This window comes from Klebsiella ornithinolytica NBRC 105727 = ATCC 31898 (genome assembly GCF_001598295.1).
GTDB classification, from domain to species: Bacteria; Pseudomonadota; Gammaproteobacteria; order Enterobacterales; family Enterobacteriaceae; genus Klebsiella; species Klebsiella ornithinolytica.
Window position 1 is genome coordinate 70,399 of record NZ_BCYR01000009.1, and the last position, 21,587, is coordinate 91,985.

The 21,587-nt window shown below is 55.1% G+C and carries 19 protein-coding genes and 7 tRNA genes; 2 read left to right on the forward strand and 24 right to left on the reverse strand.

From position 1 onward, the window contains the following. From rsfS to leuS, 6 genes are all read right to left on the reverse strand, one after another. Nucleotides 1-318, reverse strand: coding sequence for a ribosome silencing factor (rsfS, locus tag ROR01S_RS17600; protein WP_004859547.1), 318 nt, complete (start codon nt 316-318; stop codon nt 1-3). A gap of 221 nt (nt 319-539) precedes the next feature. Beyond that, nucleotides 540-1,169, reverse strand: a complete 630-nt coding sequence (locus ROR01S_RS17605) for an adenosylcobalamin/alpha-ribazole phosphatase (protein WP_015584894.1) — start codon at nt 1,167-1,169, stop codon at nt 540-542. Between the two features lie 102 nt (nt 1,170-1,271). Then, entirely contained in the window at nt 1,272-1,922 is a 651-nt protein-coding gene (gene nadD / locus ROR01S_RS17610; RefSeq protein ID WP_004859552.1) for a nicotinate-nucleotide adenylyltransferase, read from the reverse strand. Further along, a complete protein-coding gene (holA, locus tag ROR01S_RS17615; RefSeq protein ID WP_004859554.1) occupies nt 1,915-2,946 on the reverse strand; it encodes a DNA polymerase III subunit delta in 1,032 nt (343 codons plus the stop codon). Before holA ends, nadD begins: the two co-directional genes overlap by 8 nt. After that, nucleotides 2,946-3,527, reverse strand: a complete 582-nt coding sequence (gene lptE / locus ROR01S_RS17620) for an LPS assembly lipoprotein LptE (RefSeq protein WP_004859556.1) — start codon at nt 3,525-3,527, stop codon at nt 2,946-2,948. Before lptE ends, holA begins: the two co-directional genes overlap by 1 nt. Before the next feature lie 14 nt (nt 3,528-3,541). Then, nucleotides 3,542-6,124 carry a leucine--tRNA ligase gene (gene leuS, locus ROR01S_RS17625; protein WP_004859558.1) on the reverse strand — a complete coding sequence of 861 codons (2,583 nt, stop codon included), beginning with the start codon at nt 6,122-6,124 and terminating at the stop codon, nt 3,542-3,544. Between the two features lie 224 nt (nt 6,125-6,348). Here leuS and ROR01S_RS17630 point away from each other — a divergent pair, with 224 nt between their 5' ends. Next, nucleotides 6,349-6,831, forward strand: a complete 483-nt coding sequence (locus ROR01S_RS17630; protein ID WP_064359763.1) for a zinc ribbon-containing protein — start codon at nt 6,349-6,351, stop codon at nt 6,829-6,831. Between the two features lie 69 nt (nt 6,832-6,900). Here the strand turns inward: ROR01S_RS17630 and ROR01S_RS17635 are convergent, their stop codons facing one another. From ROR01S_RS17635 to miaB, 9 genes are all read right to left on the reverse strand, one after another. After that, entirely contained in the window at nt 6,901-7,626 is a 726-nt protein-coding gene (locus tag ROR01S_RS17635; protein WP_004859562.1) for an amino acid ABC transporter ATP-binding protein, read from the reverse strand. Continuing rightward, entirely contained in the window at nt 7,626-8,300 is a 675-nt protein-coding gene (gltK, locus tag ROR01S_RS17640; protein ID WP_004859564.1) for a glutamate/aspartate ABC transporter permease GltK, read from the reverse strand. Before gltK ends, ROR01S_RS17635 begins: the two co-directional genes overlap by 1 nt. Nucleotides 8,301-8,302: 2 nt before the next feature. Beyond that, nucleotides 8,303-9,043 (reverse strand): amino acid ABC transporter permease, encoded by a 741-nt coding sequence (locus tag ROR01S_RS17645; protein WP_004859566.1) that lies wholly within the window; start codon nt 9,041-9,043, stop codon nt 8,303-8,305. A gap of 163 nt (nt 9,044-9,206) precedes the next feature. Next, complete coding sequence (locus tag ROR01S_RS17650) at nt 9,207-10,115, reverse strand: amino acid ABC transporter substrate-binding protein (protein WP_015584889.1); 909 nt, start codon at nt 10,113-10,115, stop codon at nt 9,207-9,209. Nucleotides 10,116-10,530: 415 nt separating this feature from the next. Beyond that, nucleotides 10,531-12,069, reverse strand: coding sequence for an apolipoprotein N-acyltransferase (lnt, locus tag ROR01S_RS17655; RefSeq protein WP_032716890.1), 1,539 nt, complete (start codon nt 12,067-12,069; stop codon nt 10,531-10,533). Between the two features lie 22 nt (nt 12,070-12,091). Then, nucleotides 12,092-12,970: a CNNM family magnesium/cobalt transport protein CorC gene (gene corC, locus ROR01S_RS17660; protein WP_004859572.1), complete on the reverse strand. Its 879-nt coding sequence runs from the start codon at nt 12,968-12,970 to the stop codon at nt 12,092-12,094. A gap of 101 nt (nt 12,971-13,071) precedes the next feature. Then, on the reverse strand, nt 13,072-13,539 hold the full coding sequence (ybeY, locus tag ROR01S_RS17665) for an rRNA maturation RNase YbeY (RefSeq protein ID WP_004859574.1): 468 nt from the start codon (nt 13,537-13,539) through the stop codon (nt 13,072-13,074). Beyond that, nucleotides 13,536-14,582 (reverse strand): PhoH family protein, encoded by a 1,047-nt coding sequence (locus ROR01S_RS17670; protein ID WP_004859576.1) that lies wholly within the window; start codon nt 14,580-14,582, stop codon nt 13,536-13,538. Before ROR01S_RS17670 ends, ybeY begins: the two co-directional genes overlap by 4 nt. Nucleotides 14,583-14,734: 152 nt before the next feature. Next, on the reverse strand, nt 14,735-16,159 hold the full coding sequence (gene miaB / locus ROR01S_RS17675; protein WP_004859577.1) for a tRNA (N6-isopentenyl adenosine(37)-C2)-methylthiotransferase MiaB: 1,425 nt from the start codon (nt 16,157-16,159) through the stop codon (nt 14,735-14,737). 208 nt (nt 16,160-16,367) lie between these two features. On the opposite strand from miaB, the gene ubiF reads away from it, so the two are divergent. Next, nucleotides 16,368-17,543, forward strand: a complete 1,176-nt coding sequence (gene ubiF, locus ROR01S_RS17680) for a 3-demethoxyubiquinol 3-hydroxylase (RefSeq protein ID WP_064359733.1) — start codon at nt 16,368-16,370, stop codon at nt 17,541-17,543. A gap of 151 nt (nt 17,544-17,694) precedes the next feature. Here the strand turns inward: ubiF and ROR01S_RS17685 are convergent. The 9 genes from ROR01S_RS17685 to ROR01S_RS17725 form a co-directional block, all read right to left on the reverse strand. Beyond that, nucleotides 17,695-17,769: transfer RNA gene (locus ROR01S_RS17685), tRNA-Gln, on the reverse strand. Between the two features lie 36 nt (nt 17,770-17,805). Then, nucleotides 17,806-17,880, reverse strand: a tRNA-Gln gene (locus ROR01S_RS17690). Nucleotides 17,881-17,926: 46 nt separating this feature from the next. Further along, nucleotides 17,927-18,003: transfer RNA gene (locus ROR01S_RS17695), tRNA-Met, on the reverse strand. A 20-nt stretch (nt 18,004-18,023) separates the two neighbouring features. After that, nucleotides 18,024-18,098 (reverse strand) — tRNA-Gln (locus ROR01S_RS17700). A gap of 36 nt (nt 18,099-18,134) precedes the next feature. Further along, a tRNA-Gln gene (locus ROR01S_RS17705) sits at nt 18,135-18,209 on the reverse strand. Nucleotides 18,210-18,318: 109 nt separating this feature from the next. Then, a tRNA-Leu gene (locus tag ROR01S_RS17710) sits at nt 18,319-18,403 on the reverse strand. Nucleotides 18,404-18,412: 9 nt separating this feature from the next. Continuing rightward, nucleotides 18,413-18,489, reverse strand: a tRNA-Met gene (locus ROR01S_RS17715). A 226-nt stretch (nt 18,490-18,715) separates the two neighbouring features. After that, complete coding sequence (gene asnB / locus ROR01S_RS17720; RefSeq protein WP_004859583.1) at nt 18,716-20,380, reverse strand: asparagine synthase B; 1,665 nt, start codon at nt 20,378-20,380, stop codon at nt 18,716-18,718. Between the two features lie 279 nt (nt 20,381-20,659). Next, nucleotides 20,660-21,412 carry an HAD-IIA family hydrolase gene (locus ROR01S_RS17725; RefSeq protein WP_015584887.1) on the reverse strand — a complete coding sequence of 251 codons (753 nt, stop codon included), beginning with the start codon at nt 21,410-21,412 and terminating at the stop codon, nt 20,660-20,662. Nucleotides 21,413-21,587 lie beyond the last annotated feature (175 nt).

Here is a 21,587-nt window from a genome sequence, read left to right on the forward strand (position 1 = left end):
TTAACTCCAGAGTTTTTCCAGCTCGTACAGACGACGGCTCTCTTCCTGCATAACGTGAACCATGACGTCGCCAAGGTCGACAACAATCCAGTCAGCGGCGCTTTCACCTTCAACGCCAAGCGGCAGCATTCCTGCGGCGCGAGACTCTTGTACTACGTGGTCGGCGATGGACATTACATGGCGCGTAGAGGTGCCGGTGCAAATAATCATGCAATCTGTAATGCTGGATTTGCCATGAACGTCAATGGCAACGATGTCCTGACCTTTCAGGTCATCAATTTTGTCGATAACAAAATCCTGGAGTGCTTTACCCTGCAAGAGTTCCCCCTGGGTGAGTGAAGATTGATAATAATAAACAGCCTGACAGTATACCTGAACTCGTCGAAAAGTCGGGATAAATGTCGGTCAGCAAGCGATGGCGGCGGCTATCATCCCATCCATCGCCCGTGATTGCATCGCCATTTTTGTAAAACAATTTCTGGAAACATCGTTTAGCCGATACGTCCAGGCTGCGGAGAATAACAGCCTGCTCTGACCTGTCAATGGTCTGCACGGAATTCTTCTTCCTTCTGCCAGCGCGCCTGGCTATTTAATACCCGCAGCGTGGCAAAATCAGCGTGCAGTTCGAGTTCGCTCCATGTGCCATGGGCGACAGGAAAATGCCACATGGCCTCCGCCGGCAGCTTCAGCAACAGCGCGATAAGCAGACTCAGCCCACCTTTATGGCCCACGATCAGCAGATGATCTGGCTGCGGATCGTGCGTCAGCTTCTCGGCAAACGTGCGGACGCGGTGGGCGAAATGCTGAAAACTTTCGCCGTTGGTCGGCGCCGCATGCTGCCAGTCCGCGCACCAGGCGGCATAGTTTTCCGCGTCTTCGAGCTGTAAGTCCCGATGATGGCGCATTTCCCAGTCGCCAAAAAACATCTCGTTGAGTTCGGGGACAATCTGCCGGGGGATATGCCGTGTGCCGAGCAGCAGGTCGGCGGTGATGTGGGTGCGTTCCAGTTCGCTGCAGAGCACGCGATCGAACGTTACCGCCTGCAGCAGCTGGCCGAGCGTTCTCGCCTGCATCATGCCGCGTTCGGTTAGCGGAGTCGGGGCGTGTCCGCTGTAAAGGCCGGCAACATTGGCCTCAGTTTCACCATGTCGAACTAACCATAATTTCACTGAATATACGCCTTCTGACATCATCAAGGGATGAGGGAGAGTATATGCGAATCGGCGCGCTGCTATTGTATCCGGCGTCACCAACGCTGGGGCAACGGCCGGTTAACAGTAGAGTTTTTGCTGATGGATATACGCCAGTACCGCGGCCGGCAGCATGTCAGCGCAGGATTCTCCGCGTTCAAGGCGCTGGCGGATAATCGTTGCCGAAATATCAAACCACGGGGTTTCCGCCAGATAGATGACCCCGGCGGGACGGCTGTGCAGCTGTTCTGCGTCGTGGGTTAAATGTTTGTCCAGCCACCGCTGATCCTCTTCCCGTTTCATCACCAGCGGGTAGCCCGGACGACGGCAAACGATCAGATGGACATTATCCAGAATCGAGGTGTAATTGTGCCAGGTCGGGAAGGTGAGCAGCGAGTCCTGACCAATAATGAACGCCAGCGGCTGGTCCGGCCCTTGTTCCTGTCGCCACTCTTCGAGCGTTTGTGCCGACCAGGACGGCGTCTGACGCCGAAGCTCGCGTTCATCGAGCACGAACAACGGTTTATCGGCAATGGCCAGCGCCAGCATCTGTTTACGCTGGGCGCTGGTGGCTTCAGGCTGCGGGCGGTGTGGCGGAACATTGTTTGGGACGATAATGACTTTGCCAAGACCGATCTGATTCGCCAGAACCTCGACCGGTTTGAGGTGACCATAGTGCACCGGATCGAAGGTGCCGCCGTACATTGCCTGCAACTGAGTCATATCAACCATCAATAAACACGTCTGCCAGCGCTTTATGGCAGAGCAACAAAGAAAGGCTCTCTAATTCCGGCCAGATGGCGCTGCCGTAATCCTGCTTGAAGGTGAGCTCCGCTCGGGTCAGCAGAGTCACGGCCTGGCGTAACTGGTCGGTGCTGAGGCGCGCGAGCGCATCGCTTAACAGCTGTCGACGGTTCTGCCATACCCGATGTTTATCGAACAGCGTACGCAGCGGCGTATGGGCCGACTGGCGTTTCAGGTTAACCAGCAGCAGCAGCTCGCGTTGAAGCGTGCGCAGCAGAATAGCCGGTTCGCTGCCTTCCAGCCGTAACTGCTGCAGGATATGCAGCACCCGTTTGCTTTTGCCAGCCAGCAGCGCATCCACCCAGTGATAGGGCGTGAAGTGGGCGGCATCGTTGACCGCCTGCTCGACGCGCGGCAGCGTGAGCTTGCCATCCGGCCACAGCAGAGAGAGACGTTCCAGCGCCTGCGCCAGCGCCAGCAGGTTGCCTTCGTAGCAGTAGCACAGCAGCTGACTGGCGGCATCATCAAGATGCAAGTGGTGCTGTTTTGCCCGCGCCGCCAGCCATCGTGGCAGCTGCGCATATTCCGGCGTCTGACAGCTCACCTGAACCGCGCGGCTGGCCAGCGCGGCAACCCAGGCGGCATTTTCCTGCGCTTTGCTGAGCTTATTACCGCGAACGATTAACAGCAGGTCGTCATGGAGCATGCTGACCAGGGTGGCAAGCTGTTCGTTAATCGCCGCGTTAGGGCCGTTTTCCGGCAGGACCAGAAGCAGCGTCTGACGGCTGGCGAACAGGCTCATGGCCTGGCTGAGTGAGAAGAGGGCGGGCCAGTCGGTGCTGGCGTCGATGGTCGCGGTATGGTGTTCGGTAAAGCCCTGGGTAGCAGCGGCTTCGCGAATCGCGTCCTGACTTTCCTGCAACAGCAACGGATCGCTACCGAGTAATAAATAGGCCGCGCGCAGCCCTTCGGTGAGCTGCGCGCGGAGTTGCTCTGGGTACAGCCGAATCATCAGTTACCCAGCGTGGTGGAGACGCGGTTGCCGGAGGTGGAAGTGGCGTTAACCGGCTTCTCTTCCCCTTTCGTGGCTTCGACATCAGCAACGTGGACGCTTGGCAGCTTACGAATCAGCTGTTCAGCAGCTTTGTCGTACATCTCCTGGACGATCATATCCTGCTCAGCGTCTTTCGCTAACGCCGCCTGCGGGTTATCGAAGAACGAGCGGTAGACTTTCGTCGAGATCGGATAGATATCATGACCCGGGATTAGCACGCTTGCCTGCACCGTCAGCACCATCTGATATTCAGCGGTACGACCATCCTGGAAAATGGAAGCCGTATCTTTCTGAATGGATGACGCATCCAGACGCAGGGACGGAATATCCTTGCGCAGCGTGCTGCCGTCGACGATCTCGACGCCATTCAGACGCAGCTGATTACGTACCGAACGACTTAACGGACCATTCGGATCGCTCGACTGAAAGATCATGGTTTTCATCGCGGTGGGGACCTGAGTGGTACTCCGCAGATGCCAACCGCATCCGGCGGTGATGAGCACCGCCAGAGATAACAACAATGTTGCCAGATATCGCACGCTTCCTCCTGCGCTTAGCCAACGACCAGGTTGAGCAGTTTACCCGGGACGTAAATCACTTTACGTACGGTTACACCGTCGAGATACTTCGCAACCAGATGTTCCTGGCCCGCACGTGCACGAACCTGTTCTTCGGTTGCATCGACAGGAACGGTAATTTTACCACGGACTTTACCATTAACCTGAACAACAACCAGGGTGGTATTTTCAACCATAGCGCTTTCATCGGCGACCGGCCACGGCGCGTTGTCGATATCGCCTTCACCGCCCAGCTCCTGCCACAGCGTGAAGCAGGCGTGCGGGGTGAACGGATTAAGCATGCGCACAACCGCCAGCAGAGCCTCACGCATCAGCGCGCGATCCTGTTCGTTTTCCTGCGGCGCTTTCGCCAGTTTGTTCATCAGCTCCATGATCGCGGCGATCGCGGTGTTGAAGGTCTGACGACGGCCGATATCATCGGTCACTTTGGCGATCGTTTTGTGGACATCACGACGCAGCGCCTGCTGATCTTCGCTCAGGCTGGCAACGTCCAGCGCGGCAACCGGGCCCTGAGTCGTGTGTTCATAAACCAGTTTCCAGACACGTTTCAGGAAGCGGTTTGCCCCTTCAACGCCGGATTCCTGCCATTCCAGAGTCATATCTGCCGGAGAGGCGAACATCATAAACAGACGTACGGTATCCGCGCCGTAGCGTTCAACCATCACCTGCGGGTCGATGCCGTTGTTCTTCGACTTGGACATTTTGCTCATGCCGGTATACACCAGCTCGCGCCCCTGCGGATCGTAGGCTTTTACGATACGGCCTTTTTCATCGCGCTCCACGGTGGCATCAACCGGAGAAACCCAGTTGCGCTCGCCGTTTTCGCCAACGTAATAGAAGGCGTCAGCCAGAACCATCCCCTGGCACAGCAGCTGTTTCGCCGGCTCGTCAGAGTTAACCATACCCGCGTCGCGCATCAGCTTATGGAAGAAGCGGAAGTACAGCAGGTGCATAATCGCATGTTCGATCCCGCCGATGTAAATATCGACCGGCAGCCAGTAGTTGGCGGCGTTTGGATCCAGCATTCCGTCATTGTACTGCGGGCAGGTATAGCGCGCGTAGTACCAGGAGGATTCCATAAAGGTATCGAAGGTGTCGGTTTCACGCAGCGCAGGCTGACCGTTAACGGTGGTTTTTGCCCACTCCGGATCGGCCTTGATTGGGCTGGTGATGCCGTCCATGACCACATCTTCCGGCAGAATGACCGGCAGCTGATCTTCCGGGGTCGGCATTACGGTACCGTCTTCCAGGGTGACCATTGGAATCGGCGCGCCCCAGTAACGCTGACGGGAAACGCCCCAGTCGCGAAGGCGATAGTTAATTTTGCGCTCGCCAACGCCCATCGCCGCCAGTTTGTCGGCGATAGCGTTAAAGCCCGCTTCGTAGCTCAGGCCATCGAACTCGCCGGAGTTGAAGAGGGTGCCTTTTTCAGTCAGCGCCTGCCCGGAGAGATCCGGTTCTGAGCCGTCTGCCGCCAGAATAACCGGCTTAATGTTCAGGCCATATTTGCTGGCAAATTCGTAGTCGCGCTGATCGTGACCCGGAACGGCCATGACGGCGCCGGTGCCGTATTCCATCAGCACGAAGTTTGCCGCCCAGACCGGAATTTCTTCGCCGGTCAGCGGGTGAATCGCTTTGTAGCCGGTATCGACACCTTTTTTCTCCATCGTCGCCATTTCTGCTTCGGCGACTTTGGTGTTGCGGCATTCGTCGATAAATGCAGCCAGCTCAGGGTTGTTCGCTGCCGCCTGCTGTGCCAGCGGATGACCCGCGGCTACGGCCAGGTAGGTACAGCCCATGAAGGTGTCCGGACGGGTGGTGTAGACGGTCAGCTTGTCGGCATACTCGTTAACGTTGAAGGAGATTTCTACCCCTTCGGAGCGGCCGATCCAGTTGCGCTGCATGGTCTTAACGGTATCAGGCCAGTGATCCAGTTTATCCAGATCGTTCAGCAGTTCGTCGGCGTAGGCGGTGATTTTGATAAACCACTGCGGGATCTCTTTACGCTCAACTTTGGTATCGCAGCGCCAGCAGCAGCCGTCGATAACCTGTTCGTTGGCAAGAACGGTCTGGTCGTTCGGACACCAGTTCACCGCAGACGTTTTTTTGTACACCAGGCCTTTTTTATACAGCTCGGTGAAGAATTTTTGCTCCCAGCGGTAGTATTCCGGGGTGCAGGTCGCCACTTCACGGCTCCAGTCATAGCCAAAGCCCAGCTTTTTCAGCTGGTTTTTCATGTAGGCAATATTGTCGTAGGTCCACGGGGCCGGCGCGGTGTTGTTTTTTACCGCGGCGCCTTCCGCCGGCAGACCAAACGCATCCCAGCCGATCGGCTGCAGAACGTTTTTGCCGAGCATACGCTGGTAGCGGGCAATCACGTCGCCGATGGTGTAGTTACGCACGTGACCCATGTGTAGTCGACCAGAAGGATAAGGAAGCATCGACAGGCAGTAATACTTCTCTTTGCTCTCGTCTTCAGTTACTTCAAATGTACGATGATCGTCCCAGTGAAGCTGGACTTTCGATTCTATCTCTTCCGGGCGGTATTGCTCTTGCATGGCAGCCAGTGGTCCTGTTTTCAATACAGCTACAAAATGTAGCCAATGGATGTGTTATCAGATCGGCATAGCATAGCCCAAACGCCCACGTCAAAACAGCCTTTCGCACATTAACATCGGCAAAAGCGGCGGAGACTATTTCGTGACTCTGTGGGCTAACTGGCAAAGCAGATGGCAAATAAGGTCTATTATTAGAAGAAGTTAACCACACCGGAGGCGAAATGATGAACAAGGTTGCTCAATTCTACCGTGAACTGGTGTCGACGCTCAGTGAACGGCTGCGCAATGGAGAACGTGATATTGACGCGCTGGTGGAACAGGCGCGGATGAAAATTAGCCACTCTGGTGAGTTAACGCATCGCGAAGTTGAGACGCTGACCAAAGCGGTCAGGCGCGATCTGGAGGAGTTTGCCCGCAGCTATGAAGAGAGCCAGGACGAACTGACGGACAGCGTGTTTATGCGGGTGATAAAAGAGAGCCTGTGGCAGGAGCTGGCGGATATTACCGATAAAACCCAGCTGGAATGGCGCGAAGTGTTCCAGGATCTCAACCACCACGGGGTTTACCATAGTGGCGAAGTGGTGGGGCTGGGAAACCTGGTGTGCGAACACTGCCATTATCACCTGGCGGTCTATACCCCGGATATTCTGCCGCGTTGCCCGAAATGCGGCCATGACCAGTTCCAGCGTCGTCCCTTTGAACCTTGATACGCCGCGCTGAGGTGGCTGAATGAAATCAGGCGCGCACCTGCCGATGCGCGCCTGTAAAGTGACCCGTTAATGCAGAATTTTGGCGAGGAAGTCTTTTGCGCGATCGGATTGCGGATTGGCGAAAAATGCTTCTTTGTCAGAGTCTTCGACAATTTTCCCTTCATCCATAAAGATCACCCGGTTGGCGACCTTACGGGCAAAGCCCATTTCGTGCGTCACCACCATCATCGTCATGCCTTCGTTGGCCAGTTCAACCATGACATCCAGCACTTCGTTGATCATTTCCGGATCCAGTGCGGAAGTCGGTTCGTCAAACAGCATAGCAATGGGATCCATACAGAGCGCACGGGCGATAGCCACGCGCTGCTGCTGGCCGCCGGAGAGCTGGGCCGGATATTTATCGGCATGGGCGGAGAGCCCCACGCGTTCCAGCAGCTTCAGGCCTTTTGCCCGGGAAGCGGCTTTATCGCGGTTAAGCACTTTGACCTGCGCCAGCGTCAGGTTATCGATAATCGACAGATGCGGAAACAGTTCAAAGTGCTGGAACACCATCCCGACGCGGGAACGCAGCCTGGCAAGGTTGGTTTTTTTATCGTTGACCCGGGTACCATCCACGGTGATCTCACCCTGTTGAATAGGCTCCAGGCCGTTGACGGTTTTAATCAACGTTGATTTGCCCGAGCCGGAAGGCCCGCATACCACCACTACTTCACCTTTTTTCACTTCCGTGGAGCAATCGGTCAGCACCTGAAAGTGACCATACCATTTTGAAACGTTTTTCAGGGTAATCATTACACAGTCCTTTTCTTCAACCAGCTGACCAACAGCGATGCGCTGAGACTAATGACAAAATAAACGGCGCCTGCGAACAGGATCATCTCCACCTGGGTTCCGTCGCGCTCGCCGATGGTAGAGGCGGTACGGAAGAAGTCGGCCAGGCTGAGAACGTAAACCAGAGAGGTATCCTGAAACAGTACGATCCCCTGGGTGAGCAGCAGCGGCACCATGGCGCGAAACGCCTGCGGCAGAATAATCAGCTTCATGGATTGCCACTGGGTCATCCCCAGCGCCAGCGCGGCGCTCGACTGGCCGCGAGAGATACTCTGGATACCCGCGCGGATAATTTCCGAATAGTACGCCGCTTCAAACATCGAGAAGGCCACCATCGCGGAGATCAAGCGGATATCGCTTTTCGGCGACAGGCCCAGGACGTTCTGCAGGAAACCGGGAACAATCAGATAAAACCACAGCAGGACCATCACCAGCGGGATCGAGCGGAACACGTTGACGTAGGTCTTCGCAAACCACGCCAGCGGCAGGAAGCTGGACAGACGCATAACCGCCAGCAGGGTGCCCCAGACGATACCAAAAATGATGGCGGTCACGGTGATTTTCAGGGTGATAACCAGCCCGGCCAGCAGGTATGGCATTGATGGGACGATAGAACTCCAGTCAAAATCGTACATGATTATTTGCCTCCCATATTGCCCGGCAGGCGGACCTTGCGTTCAACCACATACATCACCAGCATAATCACCGCATTAATAAACACATAGGCGAGGGTAATCGCGGTAAAGGATTCCCAGGCGTGGGCTGAGTAATCCAGCAGCTTGCCTGCCTGTGCCGCCATATCCGCCAGCCCGATGGTTGAAGCGATGGCCGAGTTTTTCACCAGGTTCATCATCTCCGAGGTCATCGGCGGCACAATGACCCGATAGGCGTTGGGCAGCAGTACGTAACGATAGGTCTGCGGCAGCGTCAGGCCCATGGCCAGCCCGGCGTTTTTCTGTCCGCGCGGCAGTGACTGAATGGCGGCGCGCACCTGTTCGCATACGCGAGCGGCGGTAAACAGCCCCAGACACATCATCGAAGAGAGGAAGAACTGAATATTCGGATCGAGCTCGGATTTAAACCACATGCCGATGTTTTCCGGCAGGAGCTCCGGCACCACCAGGTACCAGGTGAAGAACTGAACGATCAGCGGGACATTACGGAACAGTTCAACGTAGCAGGTGCCGATGCTGGATAACCAGCGGTTGGGGGCAGTGCGTAAAATGCCGAACAGCGAGCCGACGAAAAAAGCGATAATCCAGGCGCTAATCGACAGTGCGATGGTGACCTGAAAGCCGCTCCAGAGCCAACCCAGATAGGTGGTATTGCCGAACGGGGCCTGTTGCAGGAAGATTCCCCAGTTCCAGTCTATTGACATAAATGACTCCTGGAAAAAAAAGGGTAGCATCGCTACCCTCGAAGATCATTGTGCAGCCTGTTTCGGTATTCGCGGCGGCTGGGGAACGACCAGCCACCGTATAGTCTGTCCGTGCTGTCACAACAATCGGGAGGGCAGGATGTCCTGCCCCTTGTTTTTTTAATTAGTTCAGAGCTTTGTCGTTAGGGGTCTTGAACAGCGCCTTCATGTCGTCGGAGAGTTCGAAGTTCATATTCAGATTTTTCGGCGGGATGGGGTTTTTAAACCACTTATCAAACCATTTTTCCGCTTCGCCGGAGGTCTGGGCCGTGGCGACGGTGTCATCAATCAGCTTTTTAAACTGCGGATCGTCTTTGCGCAGCATACAGCCGTAGGCTTCTTTCGACTGGGCCGTGCCGACGATTTCCCAGTTATCCGGCTTCTTCGCTTTCGCACGTTCGCCGGCCAGCAGCGCATCGTCCATCATAAAGGCCACCGCGCGACCGCTTTCCAGAGTACGGAAGGAGTCGCCGTGGTCTTTGGCGCTGATAATGCGCATGTTCATTTTCTTCTCGTCATTCAACTTATGCAGCAGAACTTCGGAAGTGGTACCGGACGTGACGACAACCGCTTTGTCTTTCAGGTCCGGGAAATCTTTAATTGCACCGCCTTTTTTCACCAGCAGGCGGGTACCCACGACGAAAATGGTATCGGAGAAGGCGGCTTGTTTCTGACGTTCAAGGTTATTGGTCGTGGATCCACACTCGAAGTCGTAAGTACCGTTCTGCAGCAGCGGAATACGGTTTTGCGAGGTCACCGGAACCAGTTTTACCTGCAGGTCAGGCTTATTCAGCTGTTTCTTGATGGCGTCAACGATAGCGTTGGAGTAGTCCTGAGAGTAACCGACCACTTTTTGTTGATTGTCGTAGTAAGAGAACGGAACGGAGGATTCACGGTGGCCGACGACGATGACGCCGTTTTTAGCGATTTTGTCCAGCGTGCTGCCTGCTGCCGGGGCGGCATCTTCCGCATGCGCCAGACCGGCGGTCATACCCATGACCAGCATCGCTGTGGCCAGTTTACGTAATTGCATATCCAACTCCTTATCCTCAGCGTCATTGACGCTTTTGATACCCATTGTGAATGTGTGTGTGCGTTATTATGGCTGCGACACTGACACGCAGCATTTGTATGTGTTTGTTAGCATTTAGTTTGGCTTAATGTAAAGATTTTGCTGCTTTATTGTTTATTTTTGCGAAGTGCTCCGCACCATTTAAAGGCAAAAATCGTCCATTGCACCATGTTAGTGCCTGAGGTGAGCGATGCTGGTGCAACCGGGTTATACCAACAATAAATGTCGCCGCGACCTGAGAATATTAAGCAATGCTCGTGCCAGGTTGGCGAGTAGAGAGAGGTCAGAATGGTCAGAATGGAGAGAAGGGCGGCCCCGGCGACGGCTGCCGGCCGGGGCTATGCGGATCGACAATAAGATCCGCAGGCTATAACGATTAGCGACGACGCTGGCGCAGGCTCATGATCAGCGCGCCAAAACCCAACAGCGCGGTCAGCGCCCACAGCGGCCAGTTACCGGTACGGGCGTACGGGGTCAGGCCGGAAGTCGGAGTGACTTTCGTGGTCAGCACTGCGCGGGTGAACTGCGGGATCATGTCCTGAATTTCCCCACGCGGGCCGATGACGGCGGTAATACCGTTATTGGTGCTGCGCAGCAGCGGACGCGCCAGCTCCAGGGCGCGCATCCGCGCCATCTGGAAATGCTGCCACGGACCGATGGACTTGCCAAACCAGGCATCGTTGGAGATGGTCAGCAGGTAGTCGGTATCCGGGCGGAAGTTATCCCGCACCTGCTCGCCGAGAATAATCTCGTAGCAGATAGCCGCCGTCAGCTTCATGTTATGCGCCACCAGCTGCGGCTGCACGTACGGACCGCGGCTGAAAGATGACATCGGTAAATCGAAGAACGGAGCCAGCGGGCGTAGAATGGACTCCAGCGGCACGAATTCACCGAACGGCACCAGATGATTCTTGTTGTAGCGATCTTTGGAGTCGTAACTGTAGGGGTTATCTTTGCCCAGCGTAATGATGGTGTTGTAGGTATTGTAACGGTTCTGCTTGTTAAGCCGGGCGTCGACAATACCGGTAATCAACGAGCTGTCTTTCGCCCGCAGCAGGTCGTCCATCATACTCAGGAAATTCTGCTGGTTGATTTCCAGATCCGGGATCGCCGACTCGGGCCAGATGATTAGCTGGGATGAACCCATATGCGGCTGCGTCAAATCCAGATAGATTTTCAGCGTATTCACCAGCTGATTTTCATCCCATTTCAGCGCCTGGGGAATATCACCCTGTACCAAAGATACCTGGGTAGCCCGTTCCGGCAGCAGTTGATACCACTGGACGTAGCGCAGCGGGAAGGGCAACGCGAACAGCACGATAGCGGCAACCAACGGTTTCCAGCTGCGGTGAATGAGCGCAAGGACCAGCAGGCCGCTGACCACCATCAACAGGAAGTTAATGGCTTCAACGCCCATTACCGGCGCTAGCCCTTTCAATGGGCCGTCAATCTGGCTGTAGCCAAACTGCAGCCACGGGAAGCCGGTCAGCACCCAGCCGCGCAGGAATTCGGTGATTTGCCAGACAACCGGGGCAGCGACGGCGACGCGTATCCAGTTTGTTTTGGGCCACAGGCGCGACAGCAGACCGGCGAACAGTCCGGTATACAGCGACATATAAGCCGCCAGCAGTACCACGAGGAATACGTTGACCGGGCCGGGCATGCCACCGAACTGGGCAATGCTGACATAGACCCAGTTGATGCCGGAACCGAACAGTCCCAGGCCCCAGAAAAAGCCGATCCAGGCGCTTTGCAGCGGACGTCGGTTGAGGGTTAACCCCTGCAGGCCGATTAACGAAACAATCGCCGCAGGCCAGATGTCATAAGGAGAAAAAGCCAGCGTTCCGCTGGCTCCGAATAATAGCGCCAGCAGCAGACGTACGCGCTGGCGTTCGATGAGAGAGGCAAATACCATTTAGGTTAATCGTCCCGTGTAATTAATCTTCCAGCTTCGGCTGTGGCGCGTCATCAGGAAGTTTGACATGTACCTGGATGATACGTCGGCTATCGGCCATGGCGACTTTGAATTGGTAACCATCGATGTCAATAGACTCACCGCGCGCCGGCAGATGGCCGAAGGCCTGCATCACCAGCCCGCCAATGGTATCCACCTCTTCATCGCTGAAGTGAGTGCCATAGGCTTCGTTGAAGTCTTCAATGGAGGCCAGGGCGCGCACCGTCCAGGTGTGGCGGCTCAGCTGACGAAAATCGATATCTTCTTCTTCATCGTATTCGTCTTCGATCTCGCCGACGATAAGCTCGAGAATGTCTTCAATGGTCACCAGACCGGAGACACCGCCGAACTCATCGATCACGATAGCCATATGGTAACGCTGGGAGCGGAACTCTTTCAGCATGCGGTCAACCCGCTTACTTTCAGGCACGACAACCGCCGGGCGTAACACTTTTTCCATGCTGAATGCTTCGGAATCGCTGCGCATAAACGGCAGCAGGTCCTTGGCCATCAGAATCCCTTCAATGTGATCTTTATCTTCGCTGATGACCGGGAAACGCGAGTGGGCGGACTCGATGATCACATCGAGGCATTCGTCCAGGGTCTGATTGCGTTTCAGGGTAATCATCTGCGAGCGGGGGATCATGATATCGCGGACGCGCTGGTCGGCGATGTCCATTACCCCTTCGAGCATATCGCGCGTATCTTCGTCGATAAGGTCGTTTTGCCCGGAATCACGGATCAGCTCCAGCAGTTCATCACGGTTTTTCGGTTCCCCGTGAAAAAGCTGGCTGAGTAACAGGGAGAAGAATCCCTTTTTGCTGTTTACTGTGTCACTACTGTGTGAATTGTCGTCGCTCATGGCGTCGTGTGGGTTCTCATGTCAGTTAATTTGTCGCTCGTCGCGCGTGTGTTCAGCGCCGGACGGCATGGGGGCCGCTCGCCGGTTAAACCGGCGGCAGGCTATTCCTTCTCGGCAATGTACGGATCCTCATAGCCCAGAGCAAGCATTATCTCTGTTTCGAGGCCTTCCATCTCTTCCGCTTCTTCATCAATGATATGGTCATAGCCCAGCAGGTGCAGACTGCCGTGAATCACCATATGCGCCCAGTGCGCCTCCAGCGGTTTGTCTTGCTCTTTGGCTTCCTGTTCAACGACCTGACGGCAGATGATCAGGTCGCCAAGCAGCGGCAGTTCGATACCCGGCGGAGCTTCAAACGGGAACGACAGCACGTTGGTCGGCTTATCCTTGCCGCGATAGGTCAGATTCAGCTCATGGCTTTCGGCTTCGTCTACCAGCCGCACGGTCACTTCTGACTCCTCCTGGAACTGAGGAATGACGGCATCGACCCAGCGTTGAAACTGGGCTTCATCCGGTAACCCGGCGCTATCTTCGCAAGCCAGCTGTAAATCGAGAATAACCTGACTCATTTCTGCTCCTGTTCCTGGGCTTCGCGTTTGCGCTCGGCGGCCAGCTCTGCTTTACGTTTTTGGTCAGCTTCTTCCCACGCTTCATACGCATTCACGATGCGGGCTACCACCGGGTGGCGTACCACATCTTCGCTATGGAAGAAATTGAAGCTGATTTCATCGACTTCCGCCAGCACTTCAATGGCGTGGCGCAGACCGGATTTGGTGCTGCGCGGCAGGTCTATCTGAGTGACGTCGCCGGTGATCACCGCTTTTGAGTTAAAACCGATACGGGTCAGGAACATCTTCATCTGTTCGATGGTGGTGTTCTGGCTTTCATCGAGAATAATAAACGCATCGTTCAGCGTACGGCCGCGCATATAGGCCAGCGGCGCGACTTCGATCACGTTGCGCTCAATCAGCTTCTCGACCTTCTCAAAGCCGAGCATTTCGAACAACGCATCGTACAGCGGGCGCAGGTACGGATCGACTTTCTGGCTCAGGTCGCCGGGCAGGAAGCCGAGCTTTTCCCCGGCTTCGACGGCAGGGCGGGTCAGCAGAATACGGCGTACGTCCTGGCGTTCGAGCGCGTCGACCGCTGCGGCTACCGCAAGATAGGTTTTCCCGGTCCCGGCAGGGCCGACGCCGAAGGTAATATCATGATCGAGAATGTTGGCGATGTACTGCGCCTGGTTTGGCGTACGCGGCTTAATCACGCCACGCCGGGTCTTGATATTGACGGCCTTACCGTACTCCGGCACGCTTTCGGCGCTTTGTTCCAGCACCCGTGCCTCTTTGATGGCCAGATGAATCTGTTCCGGTTCAATATCCTGAATCTGTCCGCGCATCGGCGCAGTATCGACGTACAGGCTGCGCAGGATATCGGCTGCCGCGTTTACGCATATCATGCGCCCGGTCAGTTTAAAGTGATTGTCACGGCGATTAATTTCGATGCCTAATCGGCGTTCCAGCTGTTTGATGTTGTCGTCAAACGGGCCACACAGCCCCAGCAGGCGTGCGTTATCCGCTGGCTCCAGGGTAATTTCACGGGTTTCTATGTTCAAGCTGTTCCTCTTTACGCGTTTTGCCGGACAGCGAACGTCTCCGGCCAGTAAGGAAATTATTCACGTCATGGGAATATGGCGCAAGCATTGCGATGAATATTGGGTCGGGGAGAGGAAATACAAGGCCTGCCGGGGCGGCAGGCCTGAACGGATCACGGCTGATAGGTTCCGACGCCGAGGTCGTTTTCTTTGCGGGTGCGGGCGATAACGGATTCCGGAGATTCCGCGATACGCAGCCCCATTTCCTCTTCGGTACGCACAATTTTACCGCGCAGCGAGTTGGTGTAGACGTCAACGATTTCGACATCGACGAACTTACCGACCATATCCGGGGTGCCTTCGAAGTTGACTACCCGGTTGTTCTCGGTGCGTCCTGAGAGCTCCATGATGCTTTTACGGGAGGTGCCTTCAACCAGAATGCGCTGGGTGGTGCCAAGCATGCGGCGGCTCCACGCCATCGCCTGCTGGTTGATGCGCTCCTGCAGAATATACAGGCGCTGCTTCTTGTCCTTTTCCGGGACGTCGTCGACCATATCCGCCGCCGGAGTGCCCGGACGGGCAGAGAAGATAAAGCTGTAGCTCATATCATGATTGACATCGGCAATCAGCTTCATGGTTTTCTCGAAATCTTCATTGGTTTCGCCAGGGAAGCCAACGATAAAGTCGGAGCTAATCTGGATATTCGGGCGCGCTTCGTACAGCTTGCGGATAATCGCTTTGTATTCCAGCGCCGTGTGGGTACGTCCCATCAGGTTCAGCACCCGATCGGAACCGCTCTGCACCGGCAAGTGCAGGAAGCTCACCAGCTCCGGCGTATCGCGATAAACATCGATGATGTCATCGGTAAACTCGATCGGGTGGCTGGTGGTAAAGCGAATGCGGTCGATACCGTCGATCGCCGCCACCAGACGCAGCAGATCGGCAAAACTGCCGGTCGTTCCGTCGTAGTTCTCGCCACGCCATGCATTGACGTTTTGACCCAGCAGGTTGACTTCACGGACCCCCTGAGCGGCCAGCTGAGCGATTTCAAACAGAATATCGTCGCAGGGGCGGCTGACTTCTTCACCGCGGGTGTAAGGCACCACGCAGTAAGTACAGTATTTATTGCAGCCTTCCATGATGGAGACGAATGCCGTTGGGCCTTCGGCGCGCGGTTCCGGCAGGCGGTCGAATTTTTCGATTTCGGGGAAACTGACGTCTACAACCGGACTGCGGTTGCCGCGAACGGAGTTGATCATCTCCGGCAAGCGATGGAGCGTCTGCGGCCCGAAAATAATATCGACGTAGTGGGCGCGTTGGCGAATATGGTGACCTTCCTGAGAGGCGACACAACCGCCGACGCCAATAATCAGGTCGGGATTCTTCTCTTTCAGTAGCTTCCAACGGCCTAACTGATGGAAGACTTTTTCCTGAGCCTTCTCACGGATTGAGCAGGTATTGAGCAGCAGCACATCCGCTTCTTCCGCCACTTCGGTCAGTTGATACCCGTGCGTGGCATCCAGCAGATCGGCCATCTTTGATGAATCATATTCGTTCATCTGACAGCCCCAGGTTTTAATATGGAGTTTTTTTGTCATCGACTTGCTCATGCTTAAGTATATATACCCAAAGCTATTTTCTTCACCGGGAATGACTCTGCAATGTGAAGGATAGCGGGTATAAAGCCAGGATTGCAGGGCGCGTATTGTAATGCTTTGGTCGCGCCCTGACCAGTGCGAGCGTTATCACCACGAGGTGGGAAAAAATCCGGTAAACTTAACGGATTCAGGTTTAAGGATAATTGCCATGACAATTCATGCAATAGATGTCGCCATTGTGGGTGGCGGAATGGTTGGCGGAGCCCTGGCGCTGGGGCTGGCGCAGCACGGTTTTACGGTAACGGTTATCGAGACATCGGCACCGCCGGCATTTGCGCCTTCAGCGCCGCCGGATGTGCGTATTTCGGCAATTAGCGCCGCTTCTGTCGGGTTACTAAAAAGCCTCGGCGTCTGGGATGCGGTGCGCGGCATGCGTGCGCATCCCTATCGCCGGCTGGAGACCTGGGAATGGGAGGATGCGCATGTGACCTTTGATGCCGCCGAGCTGAAGCTGCCTGAGCTGGGTTATATGGTGGAGAACAATGTTCTGCAGCTCGCCCTATGGCAGGCGCTGATGGCGCATGAGCGCATCACGCTCGAGGTTGGCGCATCGTTACAGGAGATGCAGCGAGAGGAGACCTGTACGACATTGCGTCTGAGCGACGGTGGCGAGTGCGCAGCCAGCCTGGTTATCGGCGCCGATGGCGCCAACTCGCAGGTGCGCCAGTTGGCCGGAATTGGCGTTCACGCATGGCAGTATCAGCAATCCTGCATGTTGATTAGCGTGCAGTGCGCAGAGGAGCCTGGCAACAGCACCTGGCAGCAGTTTACGCCATCGGGCCCGCGCGCATTTCTGCCGTTGTTCGACAATTGGGCATCGCTGGTGTGGTATGACACGCCCGCGCGTATTCGCCAGCTGCAGGGGATGAGTATGCCGCAGCTACAGCAGGAGATTGGGCGCCACTTCCCGTCCCGACTGGGGCAGGTCACGCCGCTGAGTGCGGGAGCGTTTCCACTAACCCGTCGCCATGCGCTGCAGTATGTACAGCCGGGGCTGGCGCTGGTGGGAGATGCTGCGCATACCATTCATCCGCTGGCGGGGCAGGGGGTGAATCTGGGCTATCGCGATGTTGACGCGCTGCTGGATATTTTGAGCGAGGCGAAAAGCCAGGGTGAAGCATGGGCCAGTCTTCCGGTGCTGAAACGCTACCAGGCGCGACGCAGGGCGGATAATTTTATTATGCAGTCGGGTATGGATCTGTTTTATGCCGGCTTCACCAACGATCTGGCGCCGGTGCGCGTGCTGCGCAATATCGGCTTAATGGCTGCGGCACATGCGGGCGTTTTAAAGCGTCAGGCGCTGAAGTACGCCCTGGGATTGTAAGCGCAGTTCCCGGCTGGCGCGTCGCTTAGCCGGGATATTAGCGCTAAGCGTTGTCCGTCGTCGCCTGAGTATAGCGTTAACGTCGCGATCCGGATTGAACCGAATGCAGAAAACAAAAAAGCTCGCCGAAGCGAGCTTTTTTGTTATTAAGTGGCTGGGGTACGAGGATTCGAACCTCGGAATGCTGGTATCAGAAACCAGAGCCTTACCGCTTGGCGATACCCCAACGGGTGCGTCCACAGTGTGAACGACTTTTTAAAATTGGCTGGGGTACGAGGATTCGAACCTCGGAATGCCGGAATCAGAATCCGGTGCCTTACCGCTTGGCGATACCCCAACAATTCTTTCTGGATTTATCGAAATGAATCAATAATTCCTTTATATGGTGGCTACGACGGGATTCGAACCTGTGACCCCATCATTATGAGTGATGTGCTCTAACCAGCTGAGCTACGTAGCCAATTTTATCATATTCTTCGATGGCTGGGGTACCTGGATTCGAACCAGGGAATGCCGGTATCAAAAACCGGTGCCTTACCGCTTGGCGATACCCCAATAACCGTCGCGGTGAACCGCAAACATCGAAGAAAATGGCTGGGGTACCTGGATTCGAACCAGGGAATGCCGGTATCAAAAACCGGTGCCTTACCGCTTGGCGATACCCCAACAAAAAATCTTTTACTTCCAGAAGAGGTTATCTACAAACTTATTACGGCAGCCTTTATGGCCATCTTACAGCCTGGATATACCCCATCCGTGCAACGCTTTGGGTGAATGGTGCGGGAGGCGAGACTTGAACTCGCACACCTTGCGGCGCCAGAACCTAAATCTGGTGCGTCTACCAATTTCGCCACTCCCGCAAAAAAAGATGGTGGCTACGACGGGATTCGAACCTGTGACCCCATCATTATGAGTGATGTGCTCTAACCAGCTGAGCTACGTAGCCATCTTTTTTTCGCGTTACCTTATCGGCGTTGCGGGGCGCATTATGCGTATTGGGCCTGCGAGCGTCAACCCCTTTTTCAATGAAAATCGCCGGAATGTGACTGTTTGGTTAGGTTGCGAACAGCGTGATGGAATAATCGGCAATTATTGGTTATTTATCGTTTTTCTGCGGTAAAAAAAGCAATAAAAAAACGGACCCCGAGGGGTCCGCCGATCGTACAAATTGGTTATTTATAAGCTGACTGGTGAACGCCAACGGCGCGTCCTGATGGATCGTTCATGGTTTTGAACGCTTCGTCCCACTCAATCGCCTTAGCCGATGAACAGGCTACTGACGGGCCGCCAGGTACGCATTCGGCAGCGCTAGGAACCGGGAACAGCTCCTCGAAGATTTCACGATACAGGTACGCTTCTTTGGAAGACGGCGTGTTGTACGGGAAACGGAAGCTGGCGGTTTCCAGCTGCTGATCGGAGACCTGTTTCGCCGCAACCTCTTTTAACGTATCGATCCAGCTGTAGCCTACGCCGTCAGAGAACTGCTCTTTCTGGCGCCATGCGACGCTGGCCGGCAGATAGGATTCAAAACATTCACGCAGGATATGTTTTTCCATTTTGCCGTTACCACACATTTTGTCCTGCGGGTTAATCCGCATGGCAACGTCAAGGAACTGCTTGTCGAGGAACGGGACGCGCGCCTCCACGCCCCAGGCTGACATGGCTTTGTTTGCCCGGGCACAGTCAAACATATGCAGAGCCTGCAGCTTACGCACGGTCTCTTCATGCAGCTCTTTAGCGTTTGGCGCTTTATGGAAATAGAGATAGCCGCCGAACACTTCATCAGAACCTTCGCCTGATAACACCATTTTGATGCCCATCGCTTTGATTTTACGCGACATTAAATACATCGGCGTCGAGGCGCGGATGGTGGTCACATCATAGGTTTCGATGTGATAGATAACGTCGCGAATGGCATCAAGGCCTTCCTGCACGGTGAAGTGGATCTCGTGGTGGACGGTACCCAGATGGTTTGCCACTTCCTGCGCGGCTTTCAGATCCGGCGAGCCCTGCAGGCCGACGGCGAAAGAGTGCAGCTGCGGCCACCAGGCTTCGCTACGTTCCTGATCTTCAACCCGGCGAGCGGCGAATTTTTTGGTGATGGCGGAGATAACCGACGAATCGAGGCCACCGGACAGCAGCACGCCATACGGCACATCAGACATCAGATGGCTTTTGACGGACTCTTCCAGCGCCTGACGCAGTTCGTTTTTATCCGTGACGTTGTCTTTAACCGCATCATAGTCGAACCAGTCGCGCTGGTAGTACTGGCGGATTTCGCCATCTTTGCTCCACAGGTAGCTACCTGCCGGGAACTCTTTGATTGTCCGGCAGACCGGTACCAGCGCTTTCATTTCTGAGGCGACGTAGAAGTTGCCGTGCTCGTCGTGGCCCATATACAGCGGAATGATGCCGATATGGTCGCGACCAATCAGATAGGCGTCCTGCTCGCTATCGTACAGCGCGAAGGCGAACATTCCCTGCAGATCGTCGAGGAATGCCGGGCCTTTTTCCTGGTACAGGGCAAGGATGACTTCGCAGTCGGAGCCGGTCTGGAAGGTATAGCGGTCGCCATATTCCGCACGCAGCGCCTGATGGTTGTAAATTTCGCCGTTTACCGCCAGCGCGTGGGTTTTTTGCGCGTTGTACAACGGCTGGGCCCCGGCGTTCACGTCGACGATAGACAGACGCTCATGGACCAAAATGGCTTTATCGCTGGCGTAAACGCCGGACCAGTCCGGACCGCGGTGGCGCATCAGGCGGGAAAGTTCCAGTGCCTTTTTACGCAGCTCGACCGCGTCAGTTTTAATATCCAGTACGCCGAAAATTGAACACATAACCTTCTCCATTACCCTGTCGTGTTGTGATGTTGTGCAGACGTCGTCTTATCGCGAGGTCTCAGTGCATGTCTAAGAAAATGCCGCAAAGGAGAGGGAGGCGCAAGAGATTTACGGTCAGTAAAAGAAAAAACGCAATGACGATTGCTGAATATTAAAAAAAGAACATGTTTTGAGCGTCTTTATTGATGAATGTGCAGTGATAAGCCATTTCTATTAGATGAGGTTCTTTTTTCAGGTGCGATAAATGAAAAACCACGTCCTGGGACGTGGTTTTATTCAGAAAATATCAATTTCGGCAACGGACGGATAGATCCACGACGGTCGGAACGGCAGGCTGTCGATATCGTCGAGCGTCGAGACGCCGGAGAGAACCAAAATAGTTTCCAGACCAGCCTGGAAACCGGCCAGGATATCGGTACGCAGGTTGTCGCCGACGATAACCGTCTGCTCGGAGTGCGCCTGCATCTTATTCAGCGCAGAGCGGATGATCCACGGACTGGGTTTTCCCACGTAGAACGGCTTGCGGCCGGAGATTTTCTCAATTCCGGCACAGAGAGCGCCGCAGGCCGGGTAGAAGCCGCGGCCGTGAGTATCCGGGTTGGTGGCAATGAAGCGTGCGCCGTTGGCGACAAAGAAGGCCGCTTTATGCATCATCTCCCAGTTAAAGGAGCGGGTTTCACCGACGATAACAAAATCCGGATTGACGTCGGTAATGGTAAAGCCGGCTTTATAAAGCTCGTGAATCAGTGCGCCTTCACCGACCACGTAGGCTTTCTTGCCTTCCTGGCGGCGCAGGAAATCAGCGGTGGCCATCGCGGAGGTATAAAAGGCGCTATCCGGCACGTCGATGCCGGCGGTCGCAAAGCGGTTTGCCAGGTCCTGCCCGGTCTGGGAAGGGTAGTTGGTCAACATCACCAACGGCATATCTTTCTCAAGAATGCGTTTGATAAATTCGGCAGCGCCCGGCACGGCCACATTGTCGTGCATCAGCACGCCGTCAATATCACAGATTACGTTTTGAATGGTCATGGACAGTCCGACATTTTTGAAGAAAGGCGTAATTATACACGTTATCCATCGCAAAGGTGTCGATAGGTGGGGGGATGATCCTGCGCAGAAAACATCACAGGTAGATTGGACAGGCCTTGCTTATAATTTGAATATGAGACCTTGTTATTTTTCCTGAAATGATACCGGGGATAAA